This window comes from Pseudoduganella ginsengisoli (assembly GCF_009720865.1).
In the GTDB taxonomy this organism is placed as follows: domain Bacteria; phylum Pseudomonadota; class Gammaproteobacteria; order Burkholderiales; family Burkholderiaceae_D; genus Rugamonas; species Rugamonas ginsengisoli.
Genome location: NZ_WNLA01000004.1, coordinates 112,122 through 125,008 on the forward strand (window position 1 = coordinate 112,122; position 12,887 = coordinate 125,008).

15 protein-coding genes and 1 tRNA gene are annotated in these 12,887 nt (G+C 59.9%); all 16 read left to right on the forward strand.

What is annotated here, in order from left to right; translation table 11 throughout:
• The first annotated feature begins 10 nt into the window (after positions 1 to 10).
• The 16 genes from GM668_RS08800 to nuoK all read left to right on the forward strand — a co-directional run bounded on the left by GM668_RS08800 (position 11) and on the right by nuoK (position 12,881).
• Complete coding sequence (locus GM668_RS08800) at positions 11 to 631, forward strand: tetratricopeptide repeat protein (protein WP_155438586.1); 621 nt, start codon at positions 11 to 13, stop codon at positions 629 to 631.
• 80 nt (positions 632 to 711) lie between these two features.
• Positions 712 to 1,692: an NAD(P)H-quinone oxidoreductase gene (locus tag GM668_RS08805; RefSeq protein ID WP_155438587.1), complete on the forward strand. Its 981-nt coding sequence runs from the start codon at positions 712 to 714 to the stop codon at positions 1,690 to 1,692.
• An 84-nt stretch (positions 1,693 to 1,776) separates the two neighbouring features.
• Positions 1,777 to 2,535 (forward strand): triose-phosphate isomerase, encoded by a 759-nt coding sequence (gene tpiA / locus GM668_RS08810; protein ID WP_155438588.1) that lies wholly within the window; start codon positions 1,777 to 1,779, stop codon positions 2,533 to 2,535.
• Between the two features lie 19 nt (positions 2,536 to 2,554).
• Positions 2,555 to 3,001, forward strand: coding sequence for a preprotein translocase subunit SecG (gene secG / locus GM668_RS08815; RefSeq protein ID WP_155438589.1), 447 nt, complete (start codon positions 2,555 to 2,557; stop codon positions 2,999 to 3,001).
• A 108-nt stretch (positions 3,002 to 3,109) separates the two neighbouring features.
• A tRNA-Leu gene (locus tag GM668_RS08820) sits at positions 3,110 to 3,194 on the forward strand.
• A gap of 284 nt (positions 3,195 to 3,478) precedes the next feature.
• A complete protein-coding gene (locus tag GM668_RS08825; protein ID WP_170305558.1) occupies positions 3,479 to 3,838 on the forward strand; it encodes an NADH-quinone oxidoreductase subunit A in 360 nt (119 codons plus the stop codon).
• Positions 3,839 to 3,841: 3 nt separating this feature from the next.
• On the forward strand, positions 3,842 to 4,318 hold the full coding sequence (locus GM668_RS08830; protein WP_155438590.1) for a NuoB/complex I 20 kDa subunit family protein: 477 nt from the start codon (positions 3,842 to 3,844) through the stop codon (positions 4,316 to 4,318).
• Between the two features lie 18 nt (positions 4,319 to 4,336).
• The gene (locus GM668_RS08835) at positions 4,337 to 4,930 is read left to right on the forward strand and encodes an NADH-quinone oxidoreductase subunit C (protein WP_155438591.1); all 594 of its coding nucleotides are present in this window, start codon (positions 4,337 to 4,339) and stop codon (positions 4,928 to 4,930) included.
• 3 nt (positions 4,931 to 4,933) lie between these two features.
• Positions 4,934 to 6,187 carry an NADH-quinone oxidoreductase subunit D gene (locus GM668_RS08840; protein ID WP_155438592.1) on the forward strand — a complete coding sequence of 418 codons (1,254 nt, stop codon included), beginning with the start codon at positions 4,934 to 4,936 and terminating at the stop codon, positions 6,185 to 6,187.
• Positions 6,188 to 6,225: 38 nt separating this feature from the next.
• The gene (gene nuoE, locus GM668_RS08845; protein ID WP_155438593.1) at positions 6,226 to 6,705 is read left to right on the forward strand and encodes an NADH-quinone oxidoreductase subunit NuoE; all 480 of its coding nucleotides are present in this window, start codon (positions 6,226 to 6,228) and stop codon (positions 6,703 to 6,705) included.
• Positions 6,702 to 7,997, forward strand: coding sequence for an NADH-quinone oxidoreductase subunit NuoF (gene nuoF / locus GM668_RS08850; protein ID WP_155438594.1), 1,296 nt, complete (start codon positions 6,702 to 6,704; stop codon positions 7,995 to 7,997). The genes nuoE and nuoF overlap by 4 nt, the downstream gene beginning before the upstream one ends.
• Positions 7,998 to 8,015: 18 nt before the next feature.
• The gene (gene nuoG / locus GM668_RS08855) at positions 8,016 to 10,346 is read left to right on the forward strand and encodes an NADH-quinone oxidoreductase subunit NuoG (RefSeq protein ID WP_155438595.1); all 2,331 of its coding nucleotides are present in this window, start codon (positions 8,016 to 8,018) and stop codon (positions 10,344 to 10,346) included.
• On the forward strand, positions 10,346 to 11,428 hold the full coding sequence (gene nuoH / locus GM668_RS08860; protein ID WP_155438596.1) for an NADH-quinone oxidoreductase subunit NuoH: 1,083 nt from the start codon (positions 10,346 to 10,348) through the stop codon (positions 11,426 to 11,428). Before nuoG ends, nuoH begins: the two co-directional genes overlap by 1 nt.
• 11 nt (positions 11,429 to 11,439) lie before the next feature.
• Positions 11,440 to 11,928 carry an NADH-quinone oxidoreductase subunit NuoI gene (gene nuoI, locus GM668_RS08865; protein ID WP_155438597.1) on the forward strand — a complete coding sequence of 163 codons (489 nt, stop codon included), beginning with the start codon at positions 11,440 to 11,442 and terminating at the stop codon, positions 11,926 to 11,928.
• Between the two features lie 24 nt (positions 11,929 to 11,952).
• The gene (locus tag GM668_RS08870; protein ID WP_155438598.1) at positions 11,953 to 12,576 is read left to right on the forward strand and encodes an NADH-quinone oxidoreductase subunit J; all 624 of its coding nucleotides are present in this window, start codon (positions 11,953 to 11,955) and stop codon (positions 12,574 to 12,576) included.
• On the forward strand, positions 12,573 to 12,881 hold the full coding sequence (gene nuoK, locus GM668_RS08875; protein WP_154380960.1) for an NADH-quinone oxidoreductase subunit NuoK: 309 nt from the start codon (positions 12,573 to 12,575) through the stop codon (positions 12,879 to 12,881). Before GM668_RS08870 ends, nuoK begins: the two co-directional genes overlap by 4 nt.
• Positions 12,882 to 12,887 lie beyond the last annotated feature (6 nt).

The window sequence follows — 12,887 nt, forward strand, 5'->3', positions numbered from 1 at the left end:
CTTTAGAACAATGAAAAAATTATTAAGGATGATGACTGCGGCCGGTGTGGCATGGGGGATATTGGGAAGCCCCGCCCATGCCGGCTTCGCGGAAGGGGCGACAGCCTATAACAACCGCAACTACGCGGTTGCGTACAAAGAAATCGAACCGCTGGCCCGCGCCGGCAATACTGACGCCGAGCATTTGCTTGGCTTAATGTATTACATGGGCCGCGGCGTGCAGCAAGACTACAAGCAAGCGCTCGTCTGGCACCGCAAGGCGGCATTGAAAGGCAAGGCCGATGCGCAATACGTGGTGGGCGCCATGTATTACACCGGCAATGCCGTGATCCAGGACCATAAGCAAGCCATCACGTGGTTCCGCAAGGCAGCCGAGCAAGGCCATGCGGAAGCGCAGCAAGTACTGGGGCTGATGTACCGGTATCACATCGGTGGCATGCCGCAGGATAATGTGCTGGCCTATATGCTGTGGAACTTGTCGGCGGCGGCCGGCAACGCCAACGCGGCCGAGCAGCGTTCGGCCATCGTCAAGAAAATGACGGCGGAACAGATTGAGGAAGGGCAGATGCTGTCGGCGAACTGGAAGGTCAATACGCCGTTGCCACGCAGTTCTCGCACGGGAGGCGGTTAAGCTGTCCTGGCGGGCCGGGCGTGTGCTGCGCGCCCGGCCCGCCCACGTTACAATCGCCCTTTCATTCGAAAGGGTCCCCCATGCGCGCAATTGAAATCACCCAGCCGGGCGCTCCCGACGTGCTGCGGCTGTGCGAACGTCCCATTCCCGAACCCAAAGCTGGCGAAGTGCTGATCAAGGTGCACTTCGCCGGCGTCAACCGTCCCGACGTGTTCCAGCGTATGGGCAGTTATGCGCCGCCACCGGGCGCCTCCGATATCCCTGGCTTGGAAGTGGCGGGGGAAATCGTCGGCGGAGACCTGGCAAATACCCCCTTCAAGCGGGGCGACCTGGTCTGTGCGCTGGCGCAGGGCGGCGGCTATGCCGAGTATTGCACGGCGCCCGTGCAGCAAGTGCTGCCGGCGCCGCAAGGCTGGTCTGCACTGGAAGCGGCGTCGCTGCCGGAAACCTTCTTTACCGTGTGGAGCAATGTGTTCGACCGCGCGCAATTGTCGGAAGGTGAAACCTTACTGGTGCAGGGCGGCACGTCCGGCATTGGCGTGACGGCCATCCAGCTGGCGAAAGCGCTGGGCCACCGCGTGTTTGCCACGGCAGGCAGCGATGCCAAGGCGCGCGAATGCGAGCGCCTGGGCGCCGAGCGGGGCATTAATTACAAGACGGAAGACTTCGCTGTGGTCGTCAAGGAATTGACGGCGGGGAAGGGCGTCGATGTCATCCTCGACATGGTGGGCGGCGATTACCTGCCCCGTGAAATTGCGTGCCTGGCCGATGATGGCCGAATTGCCATTATTGCCTTGCTGGGTGGCGCCAAAGGGACGCTGGACATGGGGCAGGTGCTGCGCCGCCGTTTGACGGTCACGGGTTCCACGCTGCGCCCCCGCTCCGCGGACTTCAAGGGCCGTATCGCGATGCAACTGCAGGAAGTTGTCTGGCCCCTGTTGCAACAGCGGGCCATCAAGCCGGTGATTTTCAAGACCTTCCCGCTGGAGCAGGCGGCCGAGGCCCATCAACTGATGGAAAGCTCGACGCATATTGGCAAGATTATGTTGCAAGTCGCATAAACGGCATTTAACAAAGCAACGGTATTCTTTGACCCCGATTAATGCCTCGCGCTAAAATAACGGGTTATTGAATTTTAGGCTACTATGCGACGCAAACTTGTAATCGGCAATTGGAAGATGAATGGCAGCCGCGACAGCATCAACACGCTGTTGTCCGGTATTACTGCCGGACTGGCCACGAAATCGGCCCAACAAGCGGATACGGCGGTTTGTGCACCGGCGCCATACCTGGCGCAGTGCCAGCAGCTGTTGACGGGCACGCCGGTGGCTTGGGGTTCGCAAGATGTGTCGGCTTACGCGGCTGGCGCCTACACGGGCGAAGTGGCGGCCTCGATGCTGAATGACTTTGGTTGCCGCTATGCTATCGTCGGCCACTCGGAGCGCCGCGCTTACCACGGCGAGTCGAATGAACTGGTGGCGCAAAAAGCGCTGGCCGCAGTCAATGCGGGTCTGACGCCGGTGGTGTGCGTGGGTGAAACGCTGGAGCAGCGCGAAGCCGGCCAGACCAATGTCATCGTGTGTGCGCAATTGCAAGCCGTGATGGATGTGCTGGATACGGCATCGCTGGCGAAGATCGTGCTGGCGTACGAGCCGGTATGGGCGATCGGCACCGGCAAGACCGCGACGCCGGCCATGGCGCAGGAAGTGCACGCTGAACTGCGCAAGCAGCTGGCAAGCCGCAGCGTGGAAGTCGCGCAAGGCATGCAAATCCTGTACGGCGGCAGTATGAAGCCGGACAACGCGAAAGAATTGATGGCGCAGCCGGATATCGATGGCGGCCTGATTGGCGGCGCGGCACTGAAGCCGGCGGACTTCCTTGGCATTATTTACGCAGCAGATTAATTAACTGGAATAGAGATACATGAACGCTTTTTACAACGTGATCATCATCGTGCAGGTTTTGTCGGCGCTGGCCATTATCGGCCTCGTGCTGCTGCAGCATGGTAAAGGCGCCGATATGGGCGCAGCTTTTGGCTCCGGCGCATCGGGCAGCCTGTTTGGCGCCAGCGGTTCGTCGAACTTCATGTCGAAATCCACGGCGATTGCCGCCGCCATCTTCTTTGGCGCGACCCTGGCGCTGGCATCGATGGCAACGCACCGCGCCAGCAGCACCGGCGGTGGCGTGTTGGAGAACTACAAAGCTGCGCCGGCCGCACCTGCGCCTGTCAAAGGCGCTGACGCGATCCCTGGCGCCGCGCCGGCTGCACCGGCTGCTGTCAATGATGGCGTACCTGCCGCAGCGCCTGCTGCTGCCTCGGCAGCCTCCGCTCCGGCTGCGCCTGCTTCGGCGCCGGCTCAGCAGAAGTAATCGGAGTACTCTAGGATTTTAGTCAAGTTTGTTCGTTTTTCTTCTTGTTTCAGCGCAATTCGCATTAACAAAGACGCTGAATTCGATTAGAATAGCGGCCTTAAACAAGCCGACGTGGTGAAATTGGTAGACACGCTATCTTGAGGGGGTAGTGGCGCAAGCTGTACGAGTTCGAGTCTCGTCGTCGGCACCATAATTAGAAAAGCCAGCAAGGAGGCTGGGGTTGTGAACCCTGACCAACCGCTGGTTTTTTTACGAGGATGTTTAGCTCAGATCCGGCGCAGTAAATAAGCGCTGGCCGGGATTGAGCGACAGAGCTTGTTTCATACTGAACGTAGTCAGGCGTGGCAACGAAGCCAGTGCGCTGCACGGTGGGAAGGCCGCAACGACGCTGTGTTCCGTATGGGGCAGGCGCTCACGCCGCGGTTGACTCCGCGGTGACATTCAACCGAACGTTCAACATTAAGCTCAACCACCGTGAACCTCGAAAATTATTTCCCCGTCCTCCTGTTCCTGCTCGTCGGCATTGGTGTCGGCGTCGTCCCGCAGGTCCTGGGCCGTCTGCTCGGTCCACACAAGCCTGACTCTGCAAAATTGTCCCCTTACGAGTGCGGCTTCGAAGCGTTCGAAGATGCGCGCATGAAATTCGACGTGCGTTACTACCTCGTCGCGATCCTGTTCATTTTGTTCGACCTGGAAACGGCATTCTTCTTCCCATGGGGCGTGTCGATGCGCGAACTGGGCTGGCAAGGTTTTGTCACGATGATGGTGTTCATCGCTGAATTCGTGGTCGGTTTTTGGTATATCTGGAAGAAAGGTGCCCTTGATTGGGAATAAGCCATGGCTATTGAAGGCGTATTAAACGAAGGTTTCATCACCACCACAGCCGACAAGCTGATCAACTGGGCGCGTACCGGGTCGATGTTCCCGATGACGTTCGGCCTGGCCTGCTGCGCGGTTGAAATGATGCACGCGGGCGCGGCCCGTTACGACCTGGACCGCTTCGGCGTCGTGTTCCGTCCATCGCCACGCCAGTCGGACGTGATGATCGTGGCCGGCACGCTGTGCAACAAGATGGCGCCGGCGCTGCGCAAGGTATACGACCAGATGTCGGAACCACGCTGGGTCATTTCCATGGGTTCGTGCGCGAACGGCGGCGGCTACTACCACTATTCGTATTCCGTCGTACGCGGCTGCGACCGCGTGGTGCCGGTGGACGTCTACGTGCCAGGCTGCCCGCCGACCGCGGAAGCGCTGTTGTACGGCATCCTGCAATTGCAGAACAAGATCAAGCGTACCAACACGATCGCACGCTAATCGGGACGCTGAAAAAATATGAGTACACAACTGGAAGTATTGCAATCCGCCCTGGCTCAAGCGCTGGGCGAGCGCGTTACCGTGACGGTCGCGCTGGGCGAAGTCACCCTGGTGGTGAAAAACGCCGCTGACTACTACGGCGTCATGCAGACGCTGCGCGACAACGCCGCACTCGGGTTCGACCAGCTGGTCGACCTGTGCGGCGTCGACTATTCCACCTACGGCGAAGGCGCGTGGGACGGCCAGCGTTTCGCCGCCGTCGTGCACCTGCTGTCGGTCAAGCACAACTGGCGCGTGCGCGTGCGCGTGTTTGCACCGGACGATGAGATGCCTGTCGTGGCATCCATCACGCCGCTGTGGCGTTCGTCGAACTGGTTCGAGCGCGAAGCGTTCGACATGTACGGCATCATCTTTGAAGGCCACAACGACTTGCGCCGCATCCTGACCGACTACGGTTTCATGGGCCACCCATTCCGCAAGGACTTCCCGGTATCGGGCTATGTGGAAATGCGCTACGACGAAGCTCAAAAGCGCGTCATCTACCAGCCTGTGACCATCGATCCGCGCGAAAACGTGCCGCGCGTGATCCGCGAAGAAAACTACGGGAAGTAAAACATGGCTGAGATTAAGAATTACACCCTGAACTTTGGTCCGCAGCACCCGGCAGCGCACGGCGTGCTGCGTCTGGTGCTGGAACTGGACGGCGAGGTGATCCAGCGCGCCGACCCGCATATCGGCCTGCTGCACCGCGCCACGGAAAAGCTGGCGGAACAAAAGACGTACCTGCAGTCCGTGCCTTACATGGACCGCCTCGACTACGTGTCGATGATGTGCAACGAGCACGCGTACGTGATGGCCATCGAGAAGCTGCTGGGCCTGGAAGTACCGCTGCGCGCACAGTACATCCGCGTGATGTTCGATGAAATCACCCGTATCCTGAACCACCTGATGTGGCTGGGCGCGCACGCGCTGGACGTGGGCGCCATGGGCCCGTTCCTGTACGCGTTCCGCGACCGCGAAGACTTGTTCGACTGCTACGAAGCCGTGTCCGGCGCCCGTATGCACGCGGCGTACTACCGCCCGGGCGGCGTGTACCGCGATTTGCCGGACTCGATGCCGCAGCACAAGCAATCGCCGATCAAGTCCGCCAAGACCATCAAGGAACTCAACGAAAACCGCCAGGGCTCGCTGCTGGACTTCATCGAAGACTTCACGCGCCGTTTCCCGACCTATGTCGATGAATACGAAACCCTGCTGACCGATAACCGTATCTGGAAACAGCGTACGGTCGGCATTGGTGTCGTCAAGCCGGAAGATGCGCTGGCAATGGGCTTCTCGGGCGCCATGCTGCGCGGTTCGGGCATTGCCTGGGACTTGCGCAAGAAGCAGCCGTACGAGGTATACGACTTGCTGGACTTCGATATCCCGGTTGGCACCAACGGCGACTGCTATGACCGTTACCTGGTGCGCGTGGAAGAACTGCGCCAGTCGAACCGCATCATCAAGCAGTGCGTGGAATGGCTGCGCAACAATCCAGGCCCGGTCATCACGGACAACCGCAAGGTGGCGCCGCCATCGCGCGTGGACATGAAGACCAACATGGAGTCCTTGATTCACCACTTCAAGCTGTTCACTGAAGGCTTCCACGTACCACCAGGCGAAGCATACAGCGCGGTGGAACATCCGAAGGGCGAATTCGGCGTCTACCTGATATCGGACGGCGCGAATAAGCCATACCGCATGAAGCTGCGCGCTCCAGACTACGTCCACCTGGCGTCGCTGGATGAAATGGCACGCGGCCACATGATTGCCGATGCCGTGACCATCATTGGTACGCAGGACATCGTGTTCGGCAGCATTGACCGATAACCTGACCGCTAAGAACGCTAAGTGCGAGAGGCAAACGTATGTTGTTAACTGAGCAGTGCTATAAAAAAATCGACCGCGAGTTGGCCAAGTATCCGGCCGACCAGCGCCAGTCGGCCGTGATGGCCTCGCTGGCTCATGCCCAGGTTGAACTGGGCTGGGTTTCCCCTGAAGTCATGAAGGAACTGGCCGACTATATCGGCATGCCGGCTATCGCCGTGCAGGAAGTGGCCACCTTCTACAATATGTACAACCTGAAGCCGGTCGGCAAACACAAGATCACCGTGTGCACCAACCTGCCATGCGCCTTGTCCGGCGGCGAACGCGCTGCCAAGCATTTGAAGGACAAGCTGGGCATCGACTACCGCGACACCACCGCTGACGGCGAATTCACGCTGATGGAAGGCGAGTGCATGGGCGCGTGCGGCGACGCACCGGTGCTGCTGGTGAATAACCACCGCATGTGCTCGTTCATGAGCAACGACAAGATCGACGCCCTGGTGGAGGAATTGAAGAAATGACCTGTCTGCACGACCGTCACATCAAGCCGCTGATCCTCAAGGATCTGACCGGCGACAACTGGCGCCTGGCCGACTACGTGAAACGTGGCGGCTATTCGGCATTGCGCCGCATCCTGGAAGAAAAGATCGCGCCGGAAGCCATCATCGCCGACTTGAAAACCTCGGGCCTGCGCGGCCGCGGCGGCGCTGGTTTCCCTACTGGTTTGAAGTGGAGCTTCATGCCGCGTCAGTTCCCTGGTCAAAAGTACCTCGTCTGCAATACAGATGAGGGCGAGCCAGGTACTTTCAAGGACCGCGACATCATCCGCTACAACCCGCACGCCCTGATTGAAGGCATGGCCATCGGCGCGTACGCAATGGGCATCACCGTGGGCTACAACTACATCCACGGCGAAATCTTCCAGGAATACCTGCGCTTTGAAGAAGCGCTGGAAGAAGCGCGCGCAGCGGGCTTCCTGGGCGACAAGATCATGGGCAGCGAATTTTCATTCCAGCTGCACGCCCATCACGGTTATGGCGCCTACATCTGCGGCGAAGAAACCGCGCTGCTGGAATCGCTGGAAGGCAAAAAAGGCCAGCCGCGCTTCAAGCCGCCTTTCCCTGCATCGTTCGGCCTGTACGGCAAGCCAACCACCATCAACAACACGGAAACGTTTGCCGCCGTCCCGTTCATCTTGAACATTGGCGCGGAAAACTACCTGGCGCTGGGCAAGCCAAACAACGGCGGCACGAAGATCTTCTCGATCTCGGGCGACGTTGAGCGTCCAGGCAACTACGAAGTTCCACTGGGTACGCCGTTCGCGGAATTCCTGGAACTGGCCGGCGGCATGCGCGGTGGCAAAAAGATCAAGGCCGTGATTCCTGGTGGTTCGTCGGCGCCTGTCGTGCGCGGCGAAGTCATGATGAACACCGACCTGGATTACGATTCGATCGCGAAAGCCGGTTCGATGCTGGGTTCGGGCGCAATCATCGTCATGGACGAAACCCGCTGCATGGTCAAAGCGCTGGAACGCCTGTCGTACTTCTACTTTGAAGAGTCGTGCGGCCAGTGCACGCCGTGCCGTGAAGGCACCGGCTGGATGTACCGCATGGTCCACCGCATCGAGCACGGCCAGGGCCGTCCGTCGGATCTGGACATGCTGAACTCCATCGCCGACAACATCCAGGGACGCACGATCTGCGCGCTGGGCGACGCTGCCGCCATGCCGGTACGCGCCTTCGTCAAGCAGTTCCGCGAAGAATTTGAATATCACGTCGAGCACAAGCATTGCTTGGTGCCCGCTTACCTCTAAGCCTGCGTAACGATCACCATGGTTGAAATCGAAATAGACGGCAAGAAAGTCGAAGTCCCTGCTGGTAGCATGGTGATGGACGCTGCCAACAAACTGGGTACCTACATTCCGCACTTCTGCTATCACAAGAAATTGTCGATCGCAGCAAACTGCCGCATGTGCCTGGTCGAAGTGGAAAAGGCGCCTAAGCCTTTGCCTGCTTGCGCCACGCCTGTGTCGGCCGGTATGGTTGTGCGCTCCGCTTCCGACAAAGCGGTGCATGCACAGAAGTCCGTAATGGAATTCCTGTTGATTAACCACCCGCTGGATTGCCCAATCTGCGACCAGGGCGGCGAATGCCAGCTGCAAGACCTGGCTGTCGGCTACGGCAAGAACACGTCGCGCTACGAAGAAGAAAAGCGCGTGGTGGCACCTAAGCAAGCCGGCCCGCTGGTATCGATGGAAGAAATGTCGCGCTGCATCCAGTGCACCCGTTGCGTACGCTTTGGCCAGGAAGTGGCCGGCGTGATGGAACTGGGCATGATCGGCCGCGGCGAACACTCGGAAATCACCACCTTCGTCGGTGAAGCCGTGTCGTCGGAAATGTCCGGCAACATGATCGACCTGTGCCCGGTGGGCGCGCTGACGTCGAAGCCATTCCGCTACAGCGCCCGTTCGTGGGAACTGTCGCGCCGCAAATCCGTGTCGCCGCACGACTCGCTGGGTTCCAACCTGATCGTTCAGGTCAAGAACGGCAAAGTCATGCGCGTGCTGCCGCTGGAAAACGAAGCCGTCAACGAGTGCTGGATTTCCGACAAGGACCGCTTCTCGTACGAAGCCTTGGCGAGCGACGAGCGCCTGACGCAGCCGATGCTGAAGCAGGGCGGCGAATGGAAAGAAGTCGACTGGCAAACCGCGCTGGAATACGTGGCGCACGGCCTGAAAAACATCAAGCACGAACACGGCGCGGATTCGATCGCATCGTATGCGACCGCGCATTCGACCGTGGAAGAACTGCACCTGCTGCAAAAGCTGACCCGCGCTGTCGGTTCGGAAAACGTGGACTTCCGTCTGCGCCAGACCGACTTCGCACTGGACGGCCAGATCAAGCCATGGCTGGGCATGCCGATTGCCGACGTGACGGCGCTGCAGCGCGTGTTTGTCATTGGCTCGTTCCTGCGTAAAGACCACCCGCTGCTGGCTACCCGCATCCGTGCCGCTGTCAAAGCCGGTGCGAAACTGTCGGTGCTGCATGGCGCGGATGAAGAAAACCTGATCACGACCGCCAATAAACTGATCGCTGCGCCATCCGACTGGCTGGCTGCGCTGTCGCAAGTGGTGGTGGCCGTAGCAAGCGCCAAAGAAATCGCTGCCCCTGCGGGCTTCGACGGTATCGAAGCGTCGGACGCTGCGAAAGCCATCGCGGCTTCGCTGCTGTCCGGCGAGCGCAAGGCGGTGTTCCTGGGTAATGCCGCCGCGGCGCACCCACAGGCATCGCAACTGCATGCTGCCGCGCAGTGGATCGCTGACCAGACCGGCGCCAAGCTGGGCTACCTGGTGGAAGCGGCCAACACGGTCGGCGGCTACCTGGTCGGGGCGAACGCAAAACAAGCTGTTCCAGCCTTCTCCGCACCGAAGAAAGCCTACGTGCTGCTGAACGTGGAACCGGAACTGGATGCGGCCAACCCGCAGCAAGCCATCGCCGCCGTCAAAGGCGCGGAAATGGTGGTGGTGATGTCCGCCTTCAAGCACGGCGCCGACTACGCTGACGTCCTGCTGCCGATTTCGCCATTCAGCGAAACGTCGGGCACCTTCGTCAACGCGGAAGGCCGCGCGCAATCGTTCAACGGCACCGTCAAGCCGCTGGCCAATGCCCGTCCGGCATGGAAAGTGCTGCGCGTGCTGGGCAACATCCTGGGCCTGACTGGTTTCGAATACGAAACGTCGGAAGCCATCCGCGACGAGCTGTTCGGCGCCGGCGTGACGGACTTGTCGGCCAAGCTGAACAACGTAGCCAAGCTGGCTCCCGTGGCTGCCAAGGCGCCAACCGGCGGCGAAGCGCTGCTGGAACGCCTGGCCGACGTGCCGATCCACTTCGCTGACGCGCTGGCGCGCCGTTCCGGCCCGCTGCTGGCGACCCCGGACGGCGCCGCGCCATCGGCGCGTGTGTCGAAAGCGCTGGCGGACAAGCTGGGCATCGTTGCCGGCGACAAGGTCAAAGTCACGCAGGGTAACGGCTCCGCCGTCCTGCCGGCCCTGATTGAAGCAGGCTTGCCAGCCAACGTGGTTCGCGTTGCCGCCGCCCACGCATCGACCGCCGCTCTGGGCGCGATGTTTGGTCCTGTCACCATCGCCAAGGAGGCCAAGTAATGGCGTTGCCTGAGTTCGTAACTGTTATTCAAACCCAGGGTTCCGCATTGCTGGGTCCGGTCTGGCCGCTGGCCTGGACCATGATTCGCCTGCTGTGCGTGATGATGCCGCTGCTGTTGCTGGTGGCATACCTGACCCTGTGGGAACGTAAGCTGATCGGCTGGATCCAGATCCGTATCGGCCCGAACCGCGTGGGTCCCGGCGGTTTGCTGCAGCCGATCGCTGACGCGCTGAAGCTGCTGTTGAAAGAAATCGTGATCCCGACCAAGGCCGCCAAAGGCTTGTTCGTGATCGGCCCGATCATGACCATCATGCCGGCGCTGGCCGCCTGGTCGGTGGTGCCATTCGGTCCGGAAGCGATCCTGGCCAATGTGAATGCCGGCATGCTGGTGCTGCTGGCCATCACGTCGATGGAGGTGTACGGCATCATTATCGCCGGCTGGTCGTCGAACTCGAAATACTCGTTCCTGGGCGCGATGCGCGCATCGGCACAGATGATTTCGTACGAAATTCCACTGGGCTTCGTGCTGGTGGTGATTCTGATGGTGTCCGGTTCGCTGAACTTCATCGACATCGTGCAAGGCCAGCAAAAAGGCCGCATGGTGGAAATGGGCTTGAACTTCCTGTCGTGGAACTGGCTGCCGCTGCTGCCGCTGTTCGTGATTTACCTGACGTCCGGCCTGGCTGAAACCAACCGCCACCCGTTCGACGTGGTGGAAGGCGAGTCCGAGATCGTGGCGGGCCACATGGTGGAATACGCGGGGATGTCGTACGCGATGTTCATGCTGGCCGAATACGCCAACATGATCCTGATCGGCGTGCTGGCTTCGATCATGTTCCTGGGCGGCTGGGATGCGCCATTCAAGTTCCTGGATATCGGCGGCGGTTTCGGCGGCTTCTTCTGGCTGTTCGTGAAAACGTTCTGCATCGTGTCCGTGTTTATCTGGGTGCGCGGTACCTTCCCACGCTACCGTTATGACCAGATCATGCGTCTGGGCTGGAAGGTGTTCATCCCTCTGACCCTGGTGTGGCTGGTGCTGGTGGCCGGTGTCATGCAGACGTCGTGGAATATTTGGAAGTAAGGAAGCGAATAATGGAAAAAGTTAAAGATTTCTTCGGCAGCCTGATGCTGTCGGAACTGATCAAAGGCATGGCCCTGACGGGCAAGTACATGTTCGCGCGTAAGATCACCGTGCAGTATCCGGAAGAGAAGACGCCGATTTCGCCGCGCTTCCGCGGCCTGCACGCGCTGCGCCGCTATCCCAATGGCGAAGAGCGCTGCATCGCCTGCAAACTGTGCGAAGCAGTGTGCCCGGCCATGGCGATCACCATTGAGTCCGAGCAGCGTGACGACGGTTCGCGCCGTACCACGCGCTATGACATCGACCTGACCAAATGCATCTTCTGCGGCTTCTGCGAAGAATCGTGCCCAGTGGACTCCATCGTGGAAACCCACGTGCTGGAATACCACGGCGAGAAACGCGGCGACCTGTATTACACCAAAGAGATGCTGCTGGCCGTGGGTGACCGCTATGAAGCGGAAATCGCCGCCAACCGTGAAACGGATGCAGCGTACCGCTGATCGCTACCAGGAAATAACAAGACTATGGACTTTACTAGTATTTTGTTTTACGTGTTCGCGACCGTGCTGGTGCTGGCGTCGCTGCGCGTGATTACCGCCCCGAACCCGGTACAGGCTGCCCTGTTCCTGGTGCTGGCGTTCTTCCAGGCCGGCGGCATCTGGATGCTGCTGAAAGCTGAATTCCTTTCCATCGTGCTGGTGCTCGTATATGTGGGCGCCGTGATGGTGCTGTTCCTGTTCGTCGTGATGATGTTGGACATCAATATCGTCAAGATGCGCGAAGGTTTCTGGGGCTTCTTGCCGTTGGCTGCCCTGGTCGGCGGCGTGATCGTGCTGGAAATGGCGTCCGTGCTGTGGCGCTCGTTCGGCCTGAGCGGCGCAACCGTGCCGGAAGCTGCCAGCATGATCGGCACCACCAAGGCGCTGGGCTTGCTGATCTACACCAAGTACATCTATGCGTTTGAAATTGCCGCTGCCGTGCTGCTGGTGGCCATCATTGCCGCCGTTGCACTGACCCTGCGCAAACGCAAGGACATCAAGTACTTCGACCCGGCTGACGCAGTACGCGTGAAACGTAACGACCGCCTGCGCATCGTGAAGATGGCCGCTGTGAACAACCGCCCAGTAGAAACCAAGGAGGCCCCATGACCTTATCGCTGGCTCACTACCTGGTCCTGGGTGCGATCCTGTTCGCAATCTCGATCGTCGGTATTTTCCTGAACCGCAAAAACATCATCGTTTTGCTGATGGCCATCGAACTGATGCTGCTGGCGGTGAACATGAACTTCGTCGCCTTCTCGCATTACCTGGGCGACGCAGCCGGTCAGATCTTTGTCTTCTTCATCCTGACCGTGGCCGCTGCTGAATCGGCGATCGGCCTTGCGATCCTGGTGGTGATGTTCCGTAACCTGGACACCATCAATGTGGAAGACCTGGACAGCCTCAAAGGCTGACCGGGA